Raw genomic sequence first — 23,921 nt, forward strand, 5'->3', positions numbered from 1 at the left:
CGCCCCTTTCCGGATTGTCTTGAAACAGAGAGGGTGGCGCCGGGCCACCCTCTCTTTTTCCGGGCTTGTCGGGGGCGGTTACCCCTGAACAGGCCGGTTAGCCTGCCAGGTGATTACTGGGCCAGCCGACGCTCGATGGCATCCATCAGCATGCCGGTGATATGCACGTCGAAGGTCGCTTCAATCTCGCGAATGCAGGTCGGGCTGGTGACGTTAATCTCGGTCAGTCGATCGCCGATGATGTCGAGGCCGACGAAGATTAGCCCTTTCTCTTTCAACGTCGGGCCCACCGCGCGGGCGATGGCCCAGTCAGCTTCGCTCAGGGGGCGGGCCTCACCACGGCCACCGGCCGCCAGATTGCCACGGGTCTCGCCTTGCGCCGGAATGCGGGCGAGGCAGTAGGGAACCGGTTCACCGTCCACCACCAGCACCCGCTTGTCGCCATCCTTGATGGCGGGCAGATAGGTCTGCGCCATGCAGTACTGGCTGCCGTGGGCGGTCAGGGTCTCGATAATCACGCCGACGTTGGCGTCATCTTCCTTCATGCGGAAGATGGAGGCGCCGCCCATGCCGTCCAAGGGCTTCAAGATCACGTCTTTGTGCTTGGCGTGGAAGGCGCGCAGCTTGTCGGCGCGGCGGGTCACCAGCGTGGTCGGGGTGTGTTCGGCAAACCAGGCGGTGTAGAGCTTCTCGTTGGCGTCACGCAGGCTCTGCGGCTTGTTGACGATAAGGCAACCCTCATCCTCGGCCCGCTCCAGCATGTAGGTGGCGTAGATAAATTCGGTGTCGAACGGCGGATCCTTGCGCATCAGGATCACATCGAGGTTGGAGAGGGGCTGATCCACCACCTCGCCCAGCGTGTACCAGTCGGCATAGTCATATTTGACGGTGAGCGGGCGCATGGTGCCAAAGGCGCGACCAGCTTCCATGTAGAGATCCTTCATCTCCAGATAGAAGAGCTCATAGCCGCGCTTTTGCGCCTCTTCGAGCATGGCAAAGCTGGAATCTTTCTTGATGTTGATGGCCGAGATGGGGTCCATCACGATGCCGAGTTTAATGGTCATCCGCTGTTCCTTTTTAATGGCTCGATAGGGTTATAGGGTCGATTAGCGCAGCGTAATCGGCCGCTTGCGGCTGCGTCGATGCAGCCATGAGGCTGATTGATGCGGCCGATAGTATCAAGCGAGATCGCCAAAGCGGCACTGCAGCGCAGTGATCGCCGTCAGGGCGGCGGTTTCGGTGCGCAGCACCCGCGGCCCCAGCAGCATCTCTTTGAAATCTTCCTGCACGGTACGGGCGATCTCGTCGCTCGACAATCCCCCTTCCGGGCCAATCAGCAGGCGCACGCCGTGCTCGGGAACGGGCAGGGTGTTGATGCTGTACTCGGCGCGCGGGTGCAGGTTGAGCTTGAGCTCCTTGGTCTCTTCCGCCAGCCAGGCGTCCAGCTCCATCGGCATGCGTACCTCTGGCACCACGTTGCGGCCGCACTGTTCGCAGGCGCTGATCACCACCTTCTGCCACTGCTCGCGCTTTTTCTCCAGTCGATCGGCTGGCAGCTTGACGCCGCAGCGCTCGGAGAAGAGCGGGGTGATACAGGTGACGCCCAGCTCCACCGATTTCTGGATGGTGAAGTCCATCTTGTCACCACGGCTGATCACCTGACCGAGGTGGATGGCCAGCGGTGACTCCACCGATTGGGCGTCACAACTGTCGATGGTCACTTCCACCGACTTTTTGCCGACGCTGGAGATAGTGGCGGGATATTGATTGCCATCACCGTTGAACAGCTCGAGTTGCTGGCCCGGCTGCATGCGCAGTACCCGGCCGATATGGTTGGCGCCGTCTTCCGACAGGGCGATGGTCTGGCCAACTTGCAGGGTGGCCGGTTCATAGATACGTGGAATGCGCATGGCTGCTTGTCAGTCTCTTGCTTGGAAACCCTTCATATCCTGCTGCGAGCAAGGCTCACGCGGCAGTGGGGAAGGGCCTCATGATAGGAGGGGCGATCCCCCTCCCTGGTCAAATGGGGTTATTGGCACTGCTTTTCAATAAAGGGATTGGTATTGCCCTGCAGCTTGCCGATGCGGCGATTGCGCTCGCACTCCCAGCCCTCTGCCGGGTACTGCCTGTCCCAGGCTTCAAACAGTTTACGCTGTTGCGCTGCCAGACGCAGCCCATACTGCTGGCTCATGTAGAGGTAGGCGCGGGCAATCTGACCCCGTACCGAGCCCTTGGGCGGCTGCACCCGACGATCCTTGAAATCCACCAGCATCTGGCACTGACCGTACTGATCCGGCTTGCCGTTCCAGTCGGAGAAGCGGTAGTTGGCCCGATCGCCGTTCACCTCGCCAATGGCGGGGAAGAGGTTGTGCATGTCCCCCTCCATCTTGTTGAACTCGGGGCTCACCTTCTCGCAGTTTTTGCGGCCGCCATCCTGCCAGCACTGCAGCTGGTGGCCGAACTCCCAGGCGGGGACCACGTGTTCCCACTCGATGCGGGCGGCACGCTTGGCCTGCTTGCGCGGCTCATAGCCGCAACTGGCGAGATCCGGGCTCATTTTCTTGCCCTGATAGTCGATGTCGCAGCCGCAGTAGAAGGTGGTGACCGCAGGCTGGCTGCGATAGAGCTTCACCAGATCCTGCTTGGCTTCGCGAAAGGTCTGGGCGTGCAGGGGCGCGCTGAGCAGCGGCAAACCGGCCAGCAGGGTCAGGGCGAGGGAGGAGATGAAACGCATGGGATTCCTTGCAAAACGGGGTGATTGACGAACGATGGCGGGCACCCTACAACAGGGGCGCGACACAAGCTGGCTTACTGCTCTGGCTCCGGCCGTTCCCGCTCCAGCGGCTGCTTGCAGCGACGACAGTGATAGCGGGCCTCGCCGCGCACCACCTTGTTGTGGCGGCGAATAGAGAGCTGATGCTGCTGGCAGTGACAGCGATAGGGCACGGTGCGCTGGGCCAGTACCGCCAGATCGAAGCTGTGGGTGGTTCTGGGCTCCAGGCCGAACACCTCCCGCATCACCGACTGCCACTGCTTGCCGTGAGGTAAGACCCGGTTTTTGCCACGGCCGTCACCCCACAGGGCGTGAACCAGCAGATGGGCCACCTCGTGGGGCACCACCTCATCCAGAAACGCCTTCTGGTTAGCCTGATAGAGGGCGGGATTGAAGCGCAGCTCCCAGGTTTGCAGCCGCGCCGATCCCGCCGCCCGGCCCCGCATATTGCAGTAGATCCGCGGGCGGGGGAAGGTGCGGCCAAGGCGCGCCTCGGCCTGCACAAAGCAGGCTTCTACGCGTTGTTGCAGCAGGGTGACAAGCTGGGCAGGAGTGGCAGACATCAACATCTCGTCAAATGGCGGATAAGCAAAAGGGGAGCCAGGCTCCCCTTTTATCACAACAGCGAGCCTTACAGGCCAGCGGCGGAACGCAGCAGTTCGGCCTTGTCGGTCTGCTCCCACGGGAACTCGTCGCGACCGAAGTGACCGTAGGCAGCGGTAGCCTGGTAGATCGGACGCTTCAGATCCAGCATTTCGATCAGACCATACGGGCGCAGTTCGAAGTGCTCGCGCACCAGCTTGACCAGCAGCTCCTCGGCGACCTTGGCAGTACCGAAGGTTTCGACGCTGATGGAGGTCGGCTCGGCCACGCCGATGGCGTAGGAGATCTGGATTTCACAGCGATCGGCCAGACCGGCGGCAACGATGTTTTTGGCAACGTAGCGGGCGGCGTAAGCAGCGGAGCGGTCAACCTTGGACGGATCCTTACCGGAGAAGGCGCCACCACCGTGACGGGCCATGCCGCCGTAGGTGTCGACGATGATCTTGCGACCGGTCAGACCGCAGTCACCCATCGGGCCGCCGATAACGAAACGGCCGGTCGGGTTGATGAAGTATTTGGTGTCCTTGTTGACCCACTCGGCCGGCAGCACCGGCTTGATGATCTCTTCGCGTACCGCTTCAACCAGATCTTTGTGGCTGATGGATTCGGCGTGCTGGGTAGACAGCACCACGGCATCCACGCCGATGATCTTGCCTGCGTCGTCGTAGGCGAAGGTCAGCTGGCTCTTGGCATCCGGACGCAGCCACGGCAGGGTGCCGTTCTTGCGCACTTCAGCCTGACGCTTCACCAGCAGGTGAGAGTAGGTGATGGGGGCGGGCATCAGCACGTCGGTTTCGTTGGTGGCGTAGCCGAACATCAGGCCCTGGTCGCCAGCGCCCTGCTCCAGCGGATCGCTGCGGTCAACGCCCTGGTTGATATCCGGGGACTGCTTGCCGATGGCGTTCAGCACGGCACAGGAGTCAGCATCGAAGCCCATGTCGGAGTGGGTGTAGCCGATTTCACGTACGGTATCACGCACGATCTCTTCGATATCAACCCAGGCAGAGGTGGTTACTTCGCCGGCCACCATGACCATACCGGTCTTGACCAGGGTCTCGCAGGCAACGCGTGCCTTGGTATCTTGCTTGAGGATGGCGTCCAGTACCGCATCGGAGATCTGGTCCGCAATCTTGTCGGGATGGCCTTCGGAGACCGACTCGGAAGTAAACAGCTTTGCCATGATAAGAGTCTCAGCTTGTCTGGGTTATCGCCACGGCAATAACCGGATGAATGGGATGGTGTAGAGGTATCTACATCTGGACGTCTATTTTAATTAGCGCCCCCCGTGATTGCCAGCACTATTTTGTCGCGCCGTGTCCAATGGGGCACAAGCGGTGCTCTCCTATCCCGAAAGGGATGGAAATCAAACGTTTTTCTCTGGTTGCTTTGGTCAATAGGGGGCAAGAAAAGCGATTGTCCTCCCAAAGCCACTTTATTCATCCAGATAATATTTGCACGCCGCGCGCCCTGCTGGGACAATAACGCGCCTTAATCTTGGCCATCAAATGAAGCAATCGCAGGAGATTCAGATGCCTTCTCGTAAAGAGCTTGCCAATGCCATTCGTGCATTGAGTATGGATGCCGTTCAAAAAGCCAACTCCGGTCACCCGGGCGCCCCCATGGGAATGGCGGATATCGCCGAAGTGCTGTGGCGTAGCCACCTCAGACATAACCCGAACAACCCCAAGTGGGCCGACCGCGACCGTTTCATTCTCTCCAACGGCCACGGCTCCATGCTGCTGTACTCCCTGCTGCACCTCTCCGGTTATGACCTCTCCATCGACGATCTGAAAAACTTCCGCCAACTGCACTCTCGCACCCCGGGTCACCCGGAGTACGGCTATGCACCGGGCGTTGAAACCACCACTGGCCCGCTGGGTCAGGGCATCACCAACGCCGTTGGTATGGCGATCGCCGAAAAAGCCATGGCTGAGCAGTTCAACCAGCCGGGCCACGACATCGTTGACCACTACACCTACGCCTTTATGGGCGACGGCTGCCTGATGGAAGGTATCTCCCACGAAGCGTGCTCCCTGGCAGGTACCCTGCAACTGGGCAAACTGATCGCGTTCTGGGATGACAACGGTATCTCCATCGACGGTCACGTAGAAGGTTGGTTCACCGACGACACCGTCAAGCGTTTCGAAGCCTACGGCTGGCACGTTATCCCGGCTGTTGACGGTCACAGCCCGGAAGCCATCAATGCCGCCATCGAAGCCGCCAAGGCCGAGACCGGCAAGCCGACTCTGATTTGCTGCCGCACCATCATCGGTTACGGTTCTCCGAACAAATCCGGTTCTCACGACTGCCACGGCTCACCGCTGGGCAACGACGAGATCGCCGCTGCTCGCGCATTCCTGAAGTGGGACCACGCTCCGTTCGTTATCCCGGCCGATATCGCTGCCGAGTGGAACGCTCAGGAGAAGGGTGCTGCACTGGAAGCCGACTGGGCTGCCAAGTTCGCCGCCTATGAAGCCGCTCACCCGACTCTGGCTGCCGAATTCAAGCGCCGCACCGCTGGCGAACTGCCGGCCAACTGGGCTGCTGAATCCGCCAAGATCATCGAAACCCTGCAAGCCAACCCGGCCAAGATTGCGACCCGTAAAGCGTCCCAGAACTCTCTGGAAGCCTTCGGCAAGCTGCTGCCGGAGTTCATGGGTGGCTCTGCCGACCTGGCGCCGTCCAACCTGACCATGTGGTCCGGCTCCAAGTCTCTGACCAACGACGATGCCTCCGGCAACTACATCCACTACGGTGTACGCGAGTTCGGCATGTCCGCCATCATGAACGGTATCGCCCTGCACGGTGGTTTCATCCCCTACGGCGCTACCTTCCTGATGTTTATGGAGTACGCCCGCAACGCCCTGCGCATGGCCGCCCTGATGAAGCAGCGCGCTATCTTCGTTTACACCCACGACTCCATCGGTCTGGGTGAAGATGGCCCGACTCACCAGCCGGTTGAGCAGATCGCCTCCTTGCGTCTGACTCCGAACATGAGCACCTGGCGTCCGTGTGACCAGGTTGAATCCGCCATCGCCTGGAAACACGCCATCGAGCGTACCGACGGCCCGACCTCTCTGATCTTCTCTCGTCAGAACCTGGCCCAGATGGACCGTACCGCCCAGCAGCTGGCCGATACCGCCAAGGGTGGCTACGTGCTGAAGGATTGCGCCGGTACTCCGGAGCTGATCCTGATCGCCACCGGTTCCGAAGTGGAACTGGCCGTTGCCGCCTATGAGCAGCTGACTGCCAAGGGCCGTGCCGTGCGCGTGGTCTCTCTGCCGTCTACCGACGTGTTCGACGCCCAGTCTGCCGAGTACAAAGAGTCCGTCCTGCCGTCCTCTGTCACCAAGCGTGTGGCTATCGAAGCTGGCATCGCTGACTACTGGTACAAGTACGTCGGTTTCGGCGGCAAGATCATCGGTATGACCACCTTCGGTGAGTCCGCACCGGCCGAGCTGCTGTTCAAGGAATTTGGCTTTACCGTGGAAAACGTGGTTGCGACCGCAGAGTCCCTGTAATAGCTGACCATTGGGCCACTCTGGCCCAATAGCCGGAAAATAAAACGCCCTCCATCGCAAGATGGGGGGCGTTTTTTATGGTTTGAAATATAAAATATAAAATTTGTTATAGTTGCTTATATAGTGAGTTATTCTTCAATATAAATTTTAATTGTTCGGAGATATAGTCATGGATGCATGGGAGAAGCTAACAAATCCAACGAAGTTGAGAGAGAACTTGATGAGTGCCTCTGTATATATTTCATCATATGAAATGTGTAGAGATTTCATTATATCAAAACCAAGAGACTTTTTTACTGATAACTGGGGAATCAATGGTGAGACTCTGAGTGAGGAATATTCAAAGGATGTTATGTCTTTTGGCCGAAGCCCTCTTAAAGCATCATTGTTATGGTTCAAAGAACAAGGAGCTATAAGTGACACCGATATAGAGAATTTTGAAAAAGCAATAGCACATCGTAATGAAATTGCACATAACTTACCTAAATTCATATCAGAGCCAGATTATGAGGTTGATGTAGGCATTTTTAATACAATGCTTGAGGTTACAAATAAAATTGGTGTCTTTTGGGTCATGAATTATGAACTATCAATCCACCCAGATTATTCAGTACAAGAAATAGATGAAAAAGGAATTCAAGTTGGAACCATTATGATGATCAAAATGATGATGCAGATCGCATTTGGTCAAGAGCCTGAAGAAGGCTATTATTATAATGAAATTAAAAAGGCTATAGATAAAAGATAAGCATTAAAAATTATTTTCTGCAGATTTGATTAGCCCGTAGGTTCGATTAGCGAAGCGTAATCGGACGTTCGCGTTCTTTAATACGATGCCATAAAAATAATGCCCCTTCCTGTTACCTAAAAAGAGACCGGCATATAGCCGGTCTCTTTTTTATTTCCGCAACCTTTACGCCTGCGGCGGGGTGCTTTCCGCGTTGGACATCACCGCATCCATCTGCACCAGGGCGCCAGCGGGCAGTTCGCTGACTCCGAATACGGTGCGGGCAGGCAGATAACCCGGGAAATATTTGGTGTAGATGGCGTTGACCGCATCCAGATCCGCGATATTGCCGAGCTGGATATTGACCTTGACGATATCGTCCATCACATGGCCGATGCTCTCCACAATCGCCTTGATATTGCTCAGGCACTGGGCGGTCTGCTCCTTGATGCAGCCAGCCAGGATCTTGCCGGTGGCGGGGTCAATCGGCAGCTGCGCAGAGAGATGGTTGTAGTGGGAGAAGGCGACAGTCTGGCAATGGAGCGGGCTGCGTGGTGCCTTGTCGGTATTACGGGCACGGATCACCAGATTGTGACGGTCTTCCACCAGTTGTGGCGGGGTGCCGTCACCGTGGGAGATGACCGCATCCATCTGCACCTGCGCCCCCATGGGCAGAGCGGCGACACTGACTACCGAGCGGGCGGGCAGATAGGCGACGGCGCGGGCGATGGCGGAGTCGGGGAAGAAGGTGGTGTAGACCTCGTTGACGGCCTCCAGATCGGCCAGATTGGTCAGATAGACGGTCACCTTGACGATATCGTCAAACGGCACGTCGATACTCTCCAGCACCGCCTTGATATTGCGCAGGCACTGGCCCGCCTGTTCCTTGATGCCACCGGCAACCAGTTGGCCAGAGGCCGCATCGACCGGCAGCTGGGCGCCGATATTGTTGTAGTGGGAGAAGGCCACGGTATGGGTGGAGAGCGGGTTGCGCGGCGCCTTATCACTGTTGCGGGCCAGTTTAATCAGCGGGCAGGGGGCTTGCGGGAAGGTGCCTTCGCCGTTGGAGATGATGGCATCGATCTGCACCAGCGCGCCCAGCGGCAGGGCTGCGACGGCGAGGGTGGTGCGGGTCGGCAGATAGCCCGGGAAGAATTCGCGATAGACGGCGTTGACCGCCTCCAGATCCGCCATCTCTTTCAGGAAGATGGTCGCTTTGACCATATCGTCCATCACATGGCCGATGCTCTCGATGATCGCCTTGAGGTTGCTCAGGCACTGTCTGGCCTGCGCGGTGACATCGCCGTTCACCATCTTGCCGGTGGCGGGATCGACCGGCAGCTGGGCCGAGATATTGTTGTAATGAGAAAACGCCACCGTTTGGGTGCAGGGGCCCAGATCCTGGGGTGCATGGGGGGTATTTCTTGCCGACTTGATGATGGTGCCACTCATAGATATGCCTCTTTTTAATATTTGTTGTTTATTCAGGTACAGGTTTACCCCATCTTGTTGTGCGCCACGGCCACTGCGCCAGCGGCGGCATCCCCGGTTATTATTTGTGATCCACTCAATTACTGAGAGGAATAAGGGAGAAGAGGACAGGGTAGATATTTCAGACGCTGCGATTCTATGAGTGGCTATCAGGGGTTGCAAACCGCTGATTGCATTTCTATGAGATGGCTCAATGGGTGCAAATTTAATCATATTGCTATTCAATTCACCCGAAATCGCAGCCAATTCGTGTGCAAATGGTGCCGAACCGGCGGACAGCCTTGTCCTGACTGGGTTTGCTCTCCCCCTCTTCGGGATATTGGCGTGTGAATAAAGGGTTAATATTATGCGCCAATGTGCAAATAATGCATATTATGGTGCATGGATATCTGTTTTCTGCTCTTTTAAGGGGCTATGAAAATTCCCGTGAATATGCATATCCACCTTATTAAAGATACCTCTGGAATATAATTCATGGCTTTTGCATTCCTCTCTGTTAATGATTATTCCTGCATACTCGATGACGCCTTGCTGGCAGCCGGGATCTGTTATTAACGCCATAAAATTCTATGCCATGAATTTGCACGGCGGATCTGCCCCTGCTGCACAGGAGTGGGGAGCATGGCGTTGGCGTGACGGTGTGCGGGAGCTGTGGTGCTGGATGAGAGGTGGCGCTGGATGAGGAAGGGGAGGTGGTGGCAATTCGCTTATCTTCACGCCGGTTGCATCCCCCGATGGGTGGGGTTGCCCCGCGTCGTCGCTTTTTCCACTTTTTGAGAGTTTGTCCTATCTGCTCCTCATCGGTGGCTGGTTGTGATGATTGGGATGGTTTTCAGGGCTTGGGAACAGTTCAGGTGATTTCGCAGGAATAAATTTTAATGTGCTGTTTTTAAAGGTGAATTCTTCAAAAAATGGATTTATCGACCGCTTTTTATGGTTTCTTGATGAAACTGTTAATTAGTGGCGTGATTGCGAGTCAGGTCGCTTTTTTCAATCGCTATTAATCGTATGATTAATAAGGTAATCAAGGAGCCCTGACGGAGAGCATCGAAGCACCGGCAGGCCATTGCCCAGGATTGGCAAACGAGATCGCGTCGCGATCATCATTACCTGACTGTGGAGGATTTATGCTGGGTTTCGTTCTGGGCGATATGTATTGTCAAACATCTGGGCAGCGGTTACCTCCTCGCCTGGGAAAGAGCTTTCCCATTCCTGCCGATTACCGACTGCGCGGCCGGGTATCCGCCGCCATCATGACCATCGAGAGCCTGCTCGATACCCCTTATCCGCAAAAGCAGTTTCGTGATCTGGTCTTTGGCGCCTTTATCGAGCGCCAGCGTCGGCTGTTTGGCGAACATGTGATTGTGGCCCGCATGGAAGGGGAGGAGGGGCTGGAGCTGTCGATTGACCTCTCGTTTGTCAGCACCGCCGTACCTGTGGGCCTGCTGGCCATCTCTGAAGAGCTGGCCCTCGCCACGGCGCCGCGTCCCAAGAAGAGCCATCCCCACTACGAGGCGCTGTGCAAGGCGATCGACTGCATGGTGATGCTGATGTTTTATGGCAAGGTGATCCGCCAGCGGAATACGGTGTTGGAAAATATCGGCCATCAGTTTGGTTATCAGCCCGCGGCGACCCTGACGGCGCGTGTTGGCAAGGGTGGGGAGGATGATTACGACGCCTTCATGGTCAATATCATGACCTGTATTGCTCACTCCAACTCGCTCAAGGAGGCGCTGGAGAACGCCAGCCGGATGGGAATTCAGGAGCCCGCTTTCTTCTGTATCGTCGGTGCGATTGCCAGCACCCTGTGGGGCGTGCCCAGACTGTGGGCGTATCAGGCTTCACAGCTGATCCATCGCTCCCACCACCACTACATCCAGAATCTGCTTCGCTGTGAAACCCGTGCCGGGCGGCGCCATATCAATCTGGAGCCGCCAAAGCCCCCGCTGTTTGCACCGATCCGGCAACAGGTTGTGCGTCTGTTCAAGGGGGCACACTGATCCGCAGCCCCCTTGTCATCACTCAGGCGGGATAGAGGGCACCCAGCACAGCCGGACGGCTGGCGCCGGTGACGGCGGGCAGGTTACCCGGCTTGCGGTGAACAAAGCACATGGCCAGCCAGGCAAAGGCAGCGCCTTCCACCCAGTCGGGTGCCAGCCCCAGCTCGGCAGTGCTGGCGATGCGCCATGCGGGCAGCAGGCTGGCCAGCTCCTTCAGCAAGGGGGCGTTATGGGCACCGCCGCCGCAGACAAACAGCTCGGCTTTCGGCTGGCTGGTACCGACTGACTCGGGCCGGGCGGGCAGTTGGCGGGCGATGCTGTGGCAGGTGAGCGCCTGCAGGGTGCGCTGCACATCCACGGGGGCGTATGAAGTGCCTGCCAGCTCCCCATCGAGCCAATCGAGGGTGAACATCTCCCGTCCGGTGCTCTTGGGGGCGGGGGCGGCGAAATAGGGGTGAGCCAGCAGCTTCTCCAGCAGGGCCGGGATGGGCTTGCCACTGGCGGCCCATTTGCCACCGGCGTCATAGCTGCCGCCGTGGGGCTGATGGCGGCGATACCAGCCATCGAGCAGGGTGTTGGCCGGGCCGGTATCAAAACCATAGACACCGCCCGGATTGCCCGGCAGCACCGAGATATTGGCGATGCCGCCGAGGTTCAGTACCACTCGCAGGGCGCCGGGTTTGGCAAACAGCGCCTGATGGAAGGCGGGCACCAGCGGCGCCCCCTGACCACCGAGTGCCATATCCATGGTGCGAAAATCGGCGATAACGTCGATGCCGATTAGCGCCGCCAGCAGGGCGGCGTTGCCGACCTGCAGGGTAAAGCCGAGCTGGGGACGGTGGCGGATCGTCTGGCCGTGGCTGCCGATGGCGCGAATATCTTTGGGCTCAAGCTTCGCCTTGGCCAGCAGCGCGTGGGTGGCGGCGGCAAACTCTCGCGCCACCAGATTATCGGCCACCCCCATGCGGTCGATTTCGTTGTCGCTCGGTGTGCAAAGTGCATGCAGCGTGCGGGCGGTCTCTTGCGGCCAGGGGTGACAAAGCGCCGCTTCGACCCGCAGTTCATCCCCGGCGATCATCACCAGCACGGCATCAATGCCGTCCATGCTGGTTCCCGACATCAGACCGATATAGCGTTCAGCCATGTGTCTCCTTACATTGCTGCTTGAAAATGCGGTGTGCAGAGAGGGTGAAGAGGGGAACGGCTTTCATCCCATGCCACATGGCGTGGTCTTTGACATCAGACCGATATAACGCTCAACCATGGTGCATCCTCAATGCGGACCGGAAAAAGAGTGAGAGAGACAGGATAGATAAGCCCTTACGCCTGTGCCACATGCCGCTCCCAGTGATCCATCTCATCTTATGTCCGAAGGAGGACTCATTTCAATCTGATTGCCTGGCGCGGGTTCAATAAAAGGGGCTGGCAGGGCCTTCACCCTGCCAGCCCTGATGACTTAGTTGCCGCGACTATCCCGCTTGTTCTGGGCCAGCTGCAGCTCGGGGTTGTCGAGCTTGGCCAGTTGCGGCATCGCCAGCTTTTTGAAGTTGGCCAGCTCGCGTCCGCTCAGGGTCTCTGCCTGCGGCAGGGTGAGTGTGCGCGGGTTCTTGTGAATGCCGCCCACCACGAATTCGTAGTGCAGGTGCGGGCCGGTGACGCGGCCGGTGCCACCCAGAGTGCCGATGGTCTGCCCCTGCTTCACCCGCTGCCCCTTGTTGACAGTGCGCTTGGAGAGGTGCAGGTACTTGGTCACATAGTTGCCGGCATGCTTGATAAAGACGTAGTTGCCGTTGAACTGGTTGTAACCGGCGGCCACCACGCTGCCTGAGCCCGCCGCCATGATGGGGGTGCCCACTGGCGCCACATAGTCGATGCCGTTGTGGGGGCGGATCTTGCCGGTCACCGGATGGAGGCGGCGCGGGTTGAAGTTGGAGCTGATGTATTTGAAGTTGACCGGCGCACGCAGGAAGCTCTTGCGCATCGCCTTCCCTTCCGGGGTGTAGTAGTTGCCATCTTCATTGAGCACGGCGCGGTAGGCGGTGCCCTGGTTGACGAACTCCGCCGCCAGAATATCGCCGGAGGCGACCCGCTCGTCGTCGCGGAATTTGTCTTCATAGACCACCCGGAAGCTGTCCCCCGGCTGCAAGTCCTGGGCAAAGTCGATGTCCCAGCCGAAGATGGCGGCCAAGTCCATGATCTGATCTTCGGTCATTCCCGCATCCACCGCGGCGCCCCAGAAGCTGGAGCGGATCTCCCCTTTGCTTACCTGTTCGCGGGTGTCGAGGGCGATCTTGACGTTGCGGGCGACAAAGGTCTCCTCCTTGCGGCTCACCTTGAGCGCCTGCTCCAAGCTGTGGGGGTAATAGAGGCTGTGCAACTGGCCATCTTCGGTCAGCTTGAAGGTGAGCTCCTGCCCCGGTTGCAGCATGCGCAGGGGATCGCTGCCCTCGAGCTGGTCGATCAGGTGCAGATCCGTGGTGCTCAGGCCAATGCGCTGGAAGATGACACCCATGTTGTCGCCACGGCGCACCTTCACCTGCTTGGTGATGTAGCGCGGCTTGGGCGGGGTAACGGGCTGGGCAGCCTCGGCTGGCAGCTCGTCGTTCAGCGCGTTGTCGTTGGCCGGTTCCCGCAGGGCAATCTCGTTGCCGTTTTCATCGACCCGTGTTGCCACCGCCTGTTCGCTTGGCCAGGCAGCCAGCATCATGATCATGATGCTCAAGATCAGCACCATCTTGCGGTGCCAGTGGGGGAGTGCGTTGAAGGCGTGCCAAATAACCATGAGAAGCAGATGAAGTCGGGCAGAATGGACGGATTTTACAGCCTTTCCAATTGGCCCGCCATTCCAGTAATATGTTTGACCCTGTGGAATCGTGATGGAGAGTCAAAAAATGTCCCAGCTCGAGGTGGCGCTAGCCGAGATCAAGCGCGGAGCGGAAGAAATTCTGGTTGAAGAAGAACTTGTCGCCAAGTTGAAGGAAGGGCGCCCGCTGCGCATCAAGTTGGGCATGGACCCGACCGCCCCCGACATTCACCTGGGTCATACCGTGATCCTCAACAAGCTGAAGACCTTCCAGGATCTGGGCCATGAAGTGATCCTGCTGATCGGTGACTTCACTGCCATGGTGGGAGATCCCTCCGGCAAGAACGCCACCCGTCCGCCGCTCTCCGAAGAGGCCATCAAGCACAACGCCCTCACCTATGCCGAGCAAGCGTTCAAGATCCTCGACCCGGCCAAGACCCGCATCGAGTACAACTCGACCTGGCTGAGCGAGCTGGGTGCGACCGGCATGATCAAGCTGGCGGCCAAGCAGACCGTGGCCCGCATGATGGAGCGCGACGACTTCAAAAAGCGCTACACCGGCGGCCAATCCATCGCGATTCACGAATTCCTCTATCCGCTGCTGCAAGGCTATGACTCGGTCGCGCTGAAGGCGGACGTTGAGCTCGGCGGTACCGACCAGAAGTTCAACCTGCTGATGGGCCGCGAGCTGCAAAAAGATGCCGGCATGGCGACCCAGTGCGTGCTGATGATGCCGCTGCTGGTGGGTCTGGACGGCGTCAAGAAGATGTCCAAGTCCGCAGGCAACTACATCGGCGTCCACGACGCTCCGGGCGAGATGTTCGGCAAGATCATGTCCATCACCGACGATCTGATGTGGAACTACTACGAGCTGCTCTCCTTCCGTCCGCTGGCTGAAATCGAAGGGTTCAAGGCAGGCATCGCTGCCGGTACTCTCAATCCGCGCGACGTGAAGATCTGGCTGGCCAAAGAGATCATCGCCCGTTATCACGACGAAGCGGCGGCTGAAGCGGCCCACGAAGATTTCACCCAGCGCTTCTCCAAGAACGCCATCCCGGACGAAATGCCGGAAATCGAGCTGGCTCTGGAAGGCGAAGGTCTGGCCATTGCCAACCTGCTGAAAGAGGCCGATCTGGTGGCCACCACCTCCGAAGCGCTGCGGATGATCAAGCAGGGCGCGGTCAAGGTGGATGGCGAGAAGCTGGAAGATGGCAAGGCACTCATCGGTGCCGGTACCGCCGTCTATCAGGTCGGCAAGCGCAAGTTTGCCCGGGTGACTGTCAAATAAGCAGTACCGTCAAATAAGCCGTCGCATCAGGCAAGCTGGTCATCAAACCGGTTCAAGCTTGTTCAACAGGGCCTCCTTCGGGAGGCCTTGCCGTATCTGGGCGGCACGGATCTGGGCGATAAAGTGCCGCAGCACGGCACTACCTGGGTGTGGCCGTGTCGCCAGACTGATGCTGGTCATCATGCCGTTGCCCTCAATGGGGTGATAACTGACCCCGAGCGGGCGCAGCGCCGCCACCGAGCTGGGCACCAGAGTCACGCCAAAGCCCGCCTGCACCATGCCGACGGTAGAGATCACCTGCGGGCATTCGGGCCCCAGTATCGGCTCGAAGCCCGCCTCCCGGCAGAGACCCACTATTCCGTCATAGAGCCCGGGCCCGATGGCGTGGGGAAACAGAATAAAACTCTCGTCCTTCAGGCTGGCCAGTGGCAAGGGGCCCGGCTTGGCCTTGGGATGGCTGGTCGGCAGGGCGATCAGCAGCGGCTCCTGCTCGATAAGGTGATGGGCAAAGCCCTCGCTACCCCGGCAGGGGAGCCGCAAGATGGCGGCATCCAGCCGATCGTTGCGCAGCGCCTCCACCAGTGCCGGCATGGTGCCCTCCTGCGGGCTGAGGGCCACCTCGGGGTAGCGCTCCCGATAGTCGTGCAGCAGGGTCAGCACCGCGGGGTGGAGCACGGTGGAACCGGCAAAGCCGATCCGCAGCGCCCCCTGCTCGCCCCGGGCAATCCGCTTTACCTTCTGTTTTGCCGCATCGGCCAGCGCTAGGATCTGCGCCGCATCCCGATAGAGGCTCTCGCCCGCCTCGGTCAGCTCGACACTGCGGGTCAAACGGCGCAGCAGCGGGGTGCCCAAGGTCTCTTCCAGCTTGCGGATCTGCTGGCTCAGCGGCGGTTGGGCCATGTTGAGTGATTCGGCTGCGCGGGTGAAATTCTGCTTTTCAACAACGGCCATGAAGTAGCGGAGCGTACGAAGTTCCATATCGATTGAGTCTCAAAGTCATGGGATCAGCGTATTGGTGTTGAAATGTGAACCAAGTCACCATTGGATCCGAACGCTAACAGGATTCACGGTGGAGGTGAAACCCGAATGGAACATATTGCAACATCTGACAGTGCCGGGTGCAGCTGTGCCCTCGAAGTGAGCCAGCAGTTTTCCCGCTGGCGCAGGCAGCATGACGGTGGCGAGATCTACCAGAGTTCCCTGATGAGCGCCCTGCTGGCAGGGGTCTACGAAGGGGAGACCACCATGAGCGAGCTGCTGCGCCACGGCGACTTTGGCCTCGGCACCTTCAATCACCTCGATGGTGAGCTGATCGCCTTCGAGCGCCAGATCCACCAGTTGCGCTCCGATGGCTCGGCCCGTCCCGCCCGCGCCGATCAGAAGACCCCCTTCGCGGTGATGACCCATTTTCGCCCCTGTCTGGAGCGTCGCTTCGATCACCCCCTCAGCCGTGACGAGATCCACCAGTGGGTGGATCGGCTGGTGGGCTCCGACAACGTCTTCGTCGCCCTGCGCCTCGACGGCCAGTTTGAGACGGCCAAGGTACGTACCGTGCCGCGTCAGGAGCCCCCCTATCGCCCCATGCTGGAAGCCATCGAACAGCAACCGCTGTTCCGCTTTGCCGCGGTGGCGGGGACTCTGGTGGGATTTCGCTGCCCGCCGTTCGTGCAGGGGGTCAATGTGGCGGGCTTTCACGAGCACATGATCACTGCCGATCGCAAGGGGGGCGGCCATCTGCTCGACTACACCATGGCCCACGGCACCCTGCGACTTTCTGTGGTGCGTCACCTCAATCTGGCCCTGCCATCGGATCCCGCTTTCCGGCAGGCCGACCTCAACCCTGCCGATCTCGATCGCGCCATTCAGGCCGCCGAAGGCTAATAGACAAGGAGCAATATCATGGAAAACAGACAGTGGAAGTGCGGTGCCGAGCTGGTGGTTCGTCATCTGGAGGCGCAAGGGGTCAAGCAGGTGTTCGGGATCCCGGGGGCCAAGATTGACCGGGTGTTCGATGCGCTGGAGGACTCCCCCATCGAGACCATAGTGGTGCGCCACGAGGCGAATGCCGCCTTTATGGCGGCCGCCGTGGGGCGCCTGACCGGCAAGGCGGGGGTGGCGCTGGTCACCTCGGGCCCCGGTTGTTCCAACCTTATTACCGGGCTGGCGACGGCCACCTCGGAGGGGGACCCCATGGTGGCGCTGGGCGGTGCGGTGCGCCGTGCCGATGGTCTCAAGCTCACCCACCAGAGCATGGATACGGTCAACCTCTGCCGTCCGGTCACCAAGTTCAGTGCCCAGGTCAACAGCGGGGCGGCAATCTCGGAAGTGATGGCCAATGCCTTTCGCGCTGCCGAGCTGGGACGGCCGGGGGCGGCGTTTGTCAGCCTGCCGATGGATATCATCAACAAGCCGGTACAGGGCAATGTGCTGGTACCACGCGAGGTGCCGGAGCCGGGCTGCGCCGATGAACAGAATATGGAGCAGGCATTGACCCTGCTGCGCAACGCCCAGAATCCGGTGGTGCTGCTCGGCCTGATGGCGAGCCGGCCGGAAAATGCCGAAGCGGTACGCGCCTTCCTCGACAAGGCGCGGCTGCCGGTGACCGGTACCTATCAGGCCGCCGGGGTGGTGGACAGCTGCCACTTCGATGACTTTGCAGGACGGGTCGGGCTCTTTAACAACCAGCCGGGGGATCAGCTGCTGGCTGGGGCTGATCTGGTGATCTGCATCGGCTACAGCCCCATCGAGTACGACCCCGTGTTGTGGAATGGCGACAGGGGGCGGCGCATCCTCCATATCGACGTGCTGCCTGCCGATATCGACAGCAGCTACTGCCCGACCGCCGAGCTGGTGGGGTCGATCCGCGCCAACCTGTTGCAGCTGACCCGCATCATGGGCAATCCGAAAATCCGTCCCCCCGAGGTGGATCGGCTGCTGCAAGGTGTTCGCCAGCAGCGGCTGCGACTGGCGATGCGGGCCGACGATCTGCACGGCAATCCGGTTCACCCCTTGCGTATCGTGCGCGAGCTGCAGGATCTGGTGCGCGACGACATGACCCTCTGCGTCGACATGGGCAGCTTCCATATCTGGATTGCCCGCTACCTCTACAGCTTCCGCGCTCGTCAGGTGTTGATCTCCAATGGTCAGCAGACCATGGGGGTGGCACTGCCGTGGGCTATCGGCGCGGCGCTGGTACGGCCGGGTGAGAAGGTGATCTCGGTATCGGGGGATGGCAGCTTTATGCAGTCGAGCATGGAGCTGGAGACGGCGGTGCGCCTCAAAAGCAATATCGTTCACATCATCTGGGTCGATAACGGCTACAACATGGTTGCGATGCAGGAGCAGCAGAAGTATTGCCGCACCTCCGGCGTCTCTTTTGGCCCCATCGATTTCAAACGCTATGCCGAATCGTTCGGGGCGGCCGGGTTTGCGGTGCGTTCGGCCGACGAGCTGCGTGCCACCCTGCGGGCCGCGCTGGCGGTGGAGGGGCCTGCGGTGGTGGCCATTCCGGTGGATTACTCCGACAACCCGGGGCTGATGGCCCAGCTCAGGCCAGAAGTATTGGCATAGTGTGGGCAGCGGTGCTGGCCTGAATCCTTGTGTAAGGGCAGGCAGACCTGCCCATATAGCAAAAACCGGCATCAATGGATGCCGGTTTTTTATTGTTTTGCGGGATGGGTGGCCTTAACGGGCCAGCTGGACGGCGGCGCGTGCGCGGGCCGGTTGTGGGCGCTGTTTGGCTTTTGGCGCGCAGGCCATCTTCAGGCGCAGCCACTCGCGCCACAGCAGCCAGCAGAGCGGCAGGGTGAGCAGCAGCACGGTGGCGGGCTGGGCCATCAGCACCCCATCACGCCCCCACAGTTGCGGCAGCAGGAAGATGAGCGGCAGCAGCAACACGGTTTTGGCGATGGAGATGACCAGCGCCTGACGGGTACGTGCCATGGATTGCAGCAGCACTATGCCGAACATGATGATCCCCTCCAGCGGAATGGCGCCGAGGTTGAGGGTCAGGCTGCTGATGGCGGCGGCCAGCAGTTCGGGATCCTTGTCGCCGGTATAGAGCATGGCGACCTGTCCCGGTAGCAGCTGGATGGTGAGCCACACCAGCATGCCGTAGATAAATGTGAACTTGAGCCCCATCTCCATCAGGTACTTGAGGTTGCGGTGGCGTTTGGCCCCCGCCGCCTTGCTGATGAGCGGCTGAATGCCGAACGCCAGCCCCTGCAGGATGACGATAAAGACCGCTTCGGTGTAACCGGCCACGGTAAAGCCCGCCAGATCCTTCACATTGCCATACACCATCAGCTGGCTGTTGTGCAGCATCAGCAGCAGGCCGAGGTTGAACTGGGCAATCAGGCTCGGCAGGCCGGTAAAGAGCAGGTGCGGCATGGCGGGGAGGTTGGGCACCAGATCCCGCCAGCTGAGACGAAGCCGTGCCCAGGGGGTAAAGAAGTAGCCAAGGCCGATCAGGCTCACCGCACCCTCTGCCATCAGGGTGGCTTGCGCGGTACCGATCAATCCCAGCCCCAGCCGACCCACCATGATGTAGTTGAGGATGATATTGAGCACGGCGCCGCTGCTCACCAGCACCATGGCCAGCTTCGGGCGGCCATCGTTGCGCAGCAGATAGGGCACTGCCAGATTGCTGGCCAGCAGCAGGGTACCGCCGCCAATCCAGGTGAGGTAGTCACTCGCCTGTTTCCAGGTCTCGGTGCCCTGTTCAATTCCCAGCCCCAGCAGGATATCGGTGTGGGTGTAATAGAGCAGAACCGGCGCAACGCCCCCGAGTCCGGCCAGCAGCCAGAGGGCGTTGACCAGCGCCTGACGGGCCAGCGTGTCGTTTTTCGCCCCTTGCTGGAAGGAGATGGCAGTGGCCGCCCCCATGCTGATCATGGCGGCCAGACCAATCAGCACCATGATGACCGGATAGACCAGGTTGATCCCGGCGAGGCCAGCGGCGCCGACATAGTGGCCGACGAAGATGCCGTCGATGAGGTAGTAGGCCCCCGAGACCAGCATGGCAAGAATGGAGGGGAGGGCGTAAGCCCAGAAACGACGGGTCATGGCCCGTTGCCGCAGTGTTAAATAGGCAGACATATCTGTTCTCTCGGGGAGTTCGATTATCGAACAGCTAGTCTAGATTAATACTTATTTGGTGATAATCAGGGTTTCACTTGATGAATTGCTGAATATTACTCACTAATCCGGGGTTTTGGTAGTGGGCCTTGAGCATGTCGATCAGGATGCGCAGCCCGCTGCCCAGCTGATGCCGACTGGGATAGAAGAGATAGAAGCCGGCAAAGGTGGGGCACCAGGGCTCCAGCACGGTGAGCAGTTTCCCCTCCGCGACCTTTTGGCTCACCTCCTCTTCCAGACAGTAGGCGAGTCCCAGCCCCGCCTCAGCGGCGCCCAGATAGAGGGCCGGGGTGCTGGTGGTGAGCGGCCCGGTCACTTCGATCTCCAGCATGGTGCCATCGGCGGCAAAGGCCCAGCGATAGTGGTGGTGCGGGGTAAGGCGATAGCCGATGCAGGCGTGGCGGCTCAGCTCGCTCGGGTGTTCCGGCGTGCCGTGCTCCGCCAGATAGGCCGGGGAGCCTACCACCAGATAACGCTGGGGCGGGCCGAGGGGGATGCCGATCATCTCCTTGGGCAGCAGATCGCCATAAAAGAGCGCGGCATCGTAACCATCTTCAATCAGCCGGGGCATCAGCTCCTGTTCCACCACCTCCACCTGCATCCGCGGATAGCGGGCCAGATAGTCGATGAGTACCGGTGCCAGCAGGCTGTCGATGGCGCCGCGGGGGGCGCAGAGTTTGAGTCGACCCACCGGTTCATCGCTGTTGCGGGCCAGCTCGCAAAGCGCCTCTTCAAGAGTATTGAGGGTGGGGAGCAGCTGTTTGAGCAGCCGCTGGCCCGCTTCGGTCGGCACCACGGCGCGGGTACTGCGGTTGAGCAGCCGCACCCCCAGCCTTGCTTCCAACCCCTTCAGGCTGTGGCTGAGGGCGGAGGCGGAGACCCCGAGTTCGAGGGCGGCCTTGCTGAAACTGCGGTGACGGGCGACGGCGGCAAATACCGCCAGTTCGGCGAGATCGGTACGGGTAATGGTCATCATCAATCAACAAAAAGGCGTGAGTCACAAGGGTACGTCAAGGCCGTGCTGCACACAATCCGCGCTAAACGGGTGGCTTGTTGCAAATATGTAGCTGCTCGCAGGCCATTGATTCCAGTGAAACTAAGTTGAATTGTTAAAAAAAACTCACAATAAGGCGCTTTGAGTGTGATCTTGGTCGTCCGAAAGGCGACCAAAATCAAACTTTGGTTGATTAATTCAAAAAAACGCTGTGATTAATAAGGGCATTTAATTAAAGTCAGCCCATCAAGAGTGGCGCACGTTAATCGGTTGTTAAGTGAGACGGGCGCCGACCCTCAGGGTCAAAATCTCGCACTGTTGTTTGTTGCAATCCTGTTGTCACAAGGAGTGATAGCCAGGTTGCCGGGGGGCGAGAGGTTAATATCAAGGACGGACAGCAGGCGTTCCAGGGAGATGGAACCGGGCCAAGGCCCGACCAAACAAGAATCCCATTTTCCTAGATGACAGGAACAACGTATGTCTGACATGAATATTGCAGCTGATGGTCGTTTAGCCAGCAACACCTCCCGCGGCGTCAACAAGGCCGATGTGGTCTGGATGCTGGGTCTGTACGGTACCGCGATCGGTGCCGGTGTGCTCTTCCTGCCAATCAACGCCGGTGTAGGTGGCCTGTGGCCGCTGGTTGCCATGTTGATCCTGGCGCTGCCGCTGACTTTCTTTGCTCACCGTGGTCTGACCCGCTTCGTGCTGTCCGGCTCTACCCGTGATGGTGACATCACTGAAGTAGTAGAAGAGCACTTCGGCAAGACCGCAGGCAAATTCATCACCCTGCTCTACTTCTTTGCCATCTACCCGATCGTGCTGATGTATTCAGTCGCCATCACCAACACCGTCGAGAGCGTGATTGTTCACCAGCTGGGCATGTCTGCACCTCCCCGTGCCGTTCTGTCACTGGCCCTGATCCTCGGTCTGATGGCGGTTGTTCGTCTGGGCGGCCAGGTTATCGTCAAAGCGATGAGCGTGCTGGTATTCCCGTTCGTGCTCACCCTGATGGGTCTGGCGTTCTACCTGATCCCGCACTGGAACGGTGCCATCATCACTGAAGCTCCGGCCCTGTCCGACGCCTTCAACGGTGACTTCATCAAGACCTTGTGGCTGGCTATCCCGGTAATGGTGTTCTCCTTCAACCACTCCCCGATCATCTCCTCCTTCGCGGTGGACAACAAAGGTCGTTACGGTGAAGGTGCCGAGAAGAAGTGCAGCAACATCCTGCTGGGCGCCCACGTCATGATGGTGATGACCGTTATGTTCTTCGTATTCAGCTGCGTACTGAGCCTCTCCCCGGCTGACCTGGCTGCTGCCAAAGAACAGAACATCTCCATCCTGTCCTACCTGGCCAACCACTTCGATAACCCGGTTATCGGTACTGTGGCTCCGCTGATCGCCATGGTTGCCATCAGCAAATCCTTCCTGGGTCACTACCTGGGTGCGCAAGAAGGCATGAACGGCCTGATGGCCAAGGCGCTGCGCGAGAAGGGCAAGAACGTTGACACCAAGCAACTGAACAAAGTCACTGCTGTGTTCATGATCCTGACCACCTGGGCCATCGCTACCATCAACCCGAGCATCCTCGGCATGATTGAAGACCTGGGCGGCCCGATCATCGCAATGCTGCTGTTCCTGATGCCGATGTACGCCATCACCAAGGTTCCGGCCATGCGCAAATACGCTGGCAACATCAGCAACGGCTTTGTGACCATCATCGGCCTGATCGCCATGTCCGGTATCATCTACAAGCTGATTGCCTGATAACGCCGGTTACCAAGTTGAATGAAGAAGCCGCCTCGCAAGAGGCGGCTTTTTTATGGCTGTTTGGGGCGGCGAGCGGATGTGGCACCGCTACTTCATCAGCTTCTTCACCTCGTCACTGGCCAGCGCCTTGTTGAATTTGTCCCGCGCCTCTTTCCCCTTGGCGGAGTTGGTAAAGCAGACGTGGAGGGACTTGTCCTCGAGGATCTTGCCGTTGAAGCCGAGGTTGGCGGCAACGTCCTTGAGTTGGGGATCGCTCTCCAGCAGATAGGTCATCACATTCTGGTCGATGACCGCCAGATCGAGCCGACCGTTGCCGAGCTTGAGCAGGTTCTGGCTGTCCGAGCTGGTGGCGTCAGCCGAGAGCGCCTTGCTGGCCACCTTTTCGTCAAACTCGGTGGTATTCACATAGCCGGTGACGACACCAATTTTCTTGCCCTTGAGGTCATCAAGGCGCTGCCAGGTGACCGGCTGATCGGCTCGCTGGGCAAAACCGAGAGGGCCGTTACCTATGGGGTCGGAGAAGAGGCAGCTGCTCTTGGGGTCGAGATACTCGGGGAAATAACCCAGTACCTCGGGGTTGTTGGTCGCCTCGTCCACGGCCCGCTGCCAGGGATAGAACTTGATGGTCAGCGGGTCGCCAGCCAGGGCAAAGGCTGCGGTCACCACCTGACTGCTCTTGCCCTGTTCAGGCAGGCTGGCGCTGGTGTAAGGGGGCCATTCAAGGCTGGTCAACACCGCCGCCTGAGCGGCCGACATGCCGAACAAGGGAAGAGTGGCCAGGGCGAGGTGCTTCCATTTCAGGCTCATAGAGA

The 23,921-nt window shown here is 59.3% G+C and carries 19 protein-coding genes; 7 read left to right on the forward strand and 12 right to left on the reverse strand.

Features of this window, described 5'->3' with window-relative positions:
- Positions 1 to 113: 113 nt before the first annotated feature.
- From gshB to metK, 5 genes are all read right to left on the reverse strand, one after another.
- Positions 114 to 1,064 carry a glutathione synthase gene (gshB, locus tag AB5Y76_RS13185; protein ID WP_263717474.1) on the reverse strand — a complete coding sequence of 317 codons (951 nt, stop codon included), beginning with the start codon at positions 1,062 to 1,064 and terminating at the stop codon, positions 114 to 116.
- Between the two features lie 114 nt (positions 1,065 to 1,178).
- Positions 1,179 to 1,910 carry a 16S rRNA (uracil(1498)-N(3))-methyltransferase gene (gene rsmE / locus AB5Y76_RS13190; protein ID WP_127006407.1) on the reverse strand — a complete coding sequence of 244 codons (732 nt, stop codon included), beginning with the start codon at positions 1,908 to 1,910 and terminating at the stop codon, positions 1,179 to 1,181.
- Positions 1,911 to 2,029: 119 nt separating this feature from the next.
- Positions 2,030 to 2,734, reverse strand: a complete 705-nt coding sequence (locus tag AB5Y76_RS13195; RefSeq protein ID WP_088869945.1) for an endonuclease — start codon at positions 2,732 to 2,734, stop codon at positions 2,030 to 2,032.
- A 74-nt stretch (positions 2,735 to 2,808) separates the two neighbouring features.
- Positions 2,809 to 3,336 (reverse strand): SprT family zinc-dependent metalloprotease, encoded by a 528-nt coding sequence (locus AB5Y76_RS13200; RefSeq protein WP_263717475.1) that lies wholly within the window; start codon positions 3,334 to 3,336, stop codon positions 2,809 to 2,811.
- A gap of 68 nt (positions 3,337 to 3,404) precedes the next feature.
- Positions 3,405 to 4,556, reverse strand: a complete 1,152-nt coding sequence (gene metK / locus AB5Y76_RS13205; protein WP_005338519.1) for a methionine adenosyltransferase — start codon at positions 4,554 to 4,556, stop codon at positions 3,405 to 3,407.
- A 349-nt stretch (positions 4,557 to 4,905) separates the two neighbouring features.
- On the opposite strand from metK, the gene tkt reads away from it, so the two are divergent.
- Complete coding sequence (gene tkt, locus AB5Y76_RS13210; RefSeq protein WP_005338517.1) at positions 4,906 to 6,897, forward strand: transketolase; 1,992 nt, start codon at positions 4,906 to 4,908, stop codon at positions 6,895 to 6,897.
- 169 nt (positions 6,898 to 7,066) lie between these two features.
- Positions 7,067 to 7,645: a hypothetical protein gene (locus tag AB5Y76_RS13215; protein WP_005338515.1), complete on the forward strand. Its 579-nt coding sequence runs from the start codon at positions 7,067 to 7,069 to the stop codon at positions 7,643 to 7,645.
- Positions 7,646 to 7,810: 165 nt separating this feature from the next.
- Here AB5Y76_RS13215 and AB5Y76_RS13220 read toward each other — a convergent pair whose 3' ends face one another.
- Entirely contained in the window at positions 7,811 to 9,076 is a 1,266-nt protein-coding gene (locus tag AB5Y76_RS13220) for a RidA family protein (protein ID WP_263717477.1), read from the reverse strand.
- 1,166 nt (positions 9,077 to 10,242) lie between these two features.
- Here AB5Y76_RS13220 and AB5Y76_RS13225 point away from each other — a divergent pair.
- Complete coding sequence (locus AB5Y76_RS13225; RefSeq protein ID WP_019445246.1) at positions 10,243 to 11,115, forward strand: hypothetical protein; 873 nt, start codon at positions 10,243 to 10,245, stop codon at positions 11,113 to 11,115.
- Positions 11,116 to 11,137: 22 nt separating this feature from the next.
- On the opposite strand, the gene AB5Y76_RS13230 is transcribed toward AB5Y76_RS13225, so the two are convergent.
- Together AB5Y76_RS13230 and AB5Y76_RS13235 are read right to left on the reverse strand one after the other, a co-directional pair.
- On the reverse strand, positions 11,138 to 12,259 hold the full coding sequence (locus AB5Y76_RS13230) for an anhydro-N-acetylmuramic acid kinase (protein WP_263717478.1): 1,122 nt from the start codon (positions 12,257 to 12,259) through the stop codon (positions 11,138 to 11,140).
- A 312-nt stretch (positions 12,260 to 12,571) separates the two neighbouring features.
- Positions 12,572 to 13,897: a peptidoglycan DD-metalloendopeptidase family protein gene (locus AB5Y76_RS13235; protein ID WP_005358749.1), complete on the reverse strand. Its 1,326-nt coding sequence runs from the start codon at positions 13,895 to 13,897 to the stop codon at positions 12,572 to 12,574.
- A gap of 109 nt (positions 13,898 to 14,006) precedes the next feature.
- Here AB5Y76_RS13235 and tyrS point away from each other — a divergent pair, with 109 nt between their 5' ends.
- Complete coding sequence (gene tyrS / locus AB5Y76_RS13240; protein WP_042058620.1) at positions 14,007 to 15,206, forward strand: tyrosine--tRNA ligase; 1,200 nt, start codon at positions 14,007 to 14,009, stop codon at positions 15,204 to 15,206.
- Positions 15,207 to 15,248: 42 nt separating this feature from the next.
- Here tyrS and AB5Y76_RS13245 read toward each other — a convergent pair whose 3' ends face one another.
- Complete coding sequence (locus tag AB5Y76_RS13245; RefSeq protein WP_076492885.1) at positions 15,249 to 16,184, reverse strand: LysR family transcriptional regulator; 936 nt, start codon at positions 16,182 to 16,184, stop codon at positions 15,249 to 15,251.
- A gap of 108 nt (positions 16,185 to 16,292) precedes the next feature.
- Here AB5Y76_RS13245 and budA point away from each other — a divergent pair, with 108 nt between their 5' ends.
- The gene (budA, locus tag AB5Y76_RS13250; RefSeq protein ID WP_005338506.1) at positions 16,293 to 17,087 is read left to right on the forward strand and encodes an acetolactate decarboxylase; all 795 of its coding nucleotides are present in this window, start codon (positions 16,293 to 16,295) and stop codon (positions 17,085 to 17,087) included.
- An 18-nt stretch (positions 17,088 to 17,105) separates the two neighbouring features.
- Positions 17,106 to 18,776, forward strand: a complete 1,671-nt coding sequence (gene alsS / locus AB5Y76_RS13255) for an acetolactate synthase AlsS (protein WP_263717479.1) — start codon at positions 17,106 to 17,108, stop codon at positions 18,774 to 18,776.
- Positions 18,777 to 18,890: 114 nt separating this feature from the next.
- Here the strand turns inward: alsS and AB5Y76_RS13260 are convergent, their stop codons facing one another.
- Both AB5Y76_RS13260 and AB5Y76_RS13265 read right to left on the reverse strand, forming a co-directional pair.
- Positions 18,891 to 20,303, reverse strand: a complete 1,413-nt coding sequence (locus AB5Y76_RS13260) for an MATE family efflux transporter (protein WP_139746490.1) — start codon at positions 20,301 to 20,303, stop codon at positions 18,891 to 18,893.
- 73 nt (positions 20,304 to 20,376) lie between these two features.
- Positions 20,377 to 21,315 (reverse strand): LysR family transcriptional regulator, encoded by a 939-nt coding sequence (locus tag AB5Y76_RS13265; protein ID WP_263717496.1) that lies wholly within the window; start codon positions 21,313 to 21,315, stop codon positions 20,377 to 20,379.
- Between the two features lie 498 nt (positions 21,316 to 21,813).
- Here AB5Y76_RS13265 and AB5Y76_RS13270 point away from each other — a divergent pair, with 498 nt between their 5' ends.
- On the forward strand, positions 21,814 to 23,106 hold the full coding sequence (locus AB5Y76_RS13270; RefSeq protein WP_005338498.1) for an HAAAP family serine/threonine permease: 1,293 nt from the start codon (positions 21,814 to 21,816) through the stop codon (positions 23,104 to 23,106).
- A 90-nt stretch (positions 23,107 to 23,196) separates the two neighbouring features.
- Here AB5Y76_RS13270 and AB5Y76_RS13275 read toward each other — a convergent pair whose 3' ends face one another.
- Positions 23,197 to 23,916 carry an ABC transporter substrate-binding protein gene (locus AB5Y76_RS13275; RefSeq protein ID WP_167572410.1) on the reverse strand — a complete coding sequence of 240 codons (720 nt, stop codon included), beginning with the start codon at positions 23,914 to 23,916 and terminating at the stop codon, positions 23,197 to 23,199.
- Between the last annotated feature and the right edge of the window lie 5 nt (positions 23,917 to 23,921).

It is taken from the genome of Aeromonas sp. R1-2, from assembly GCF_040908505.1.
Lineage (GTDB): Bacteria > Pseudomonadota > Gammaproteobacteria > Enterobacterales > Aeromonadaceae > Aeromonas > Aeromonas veronii.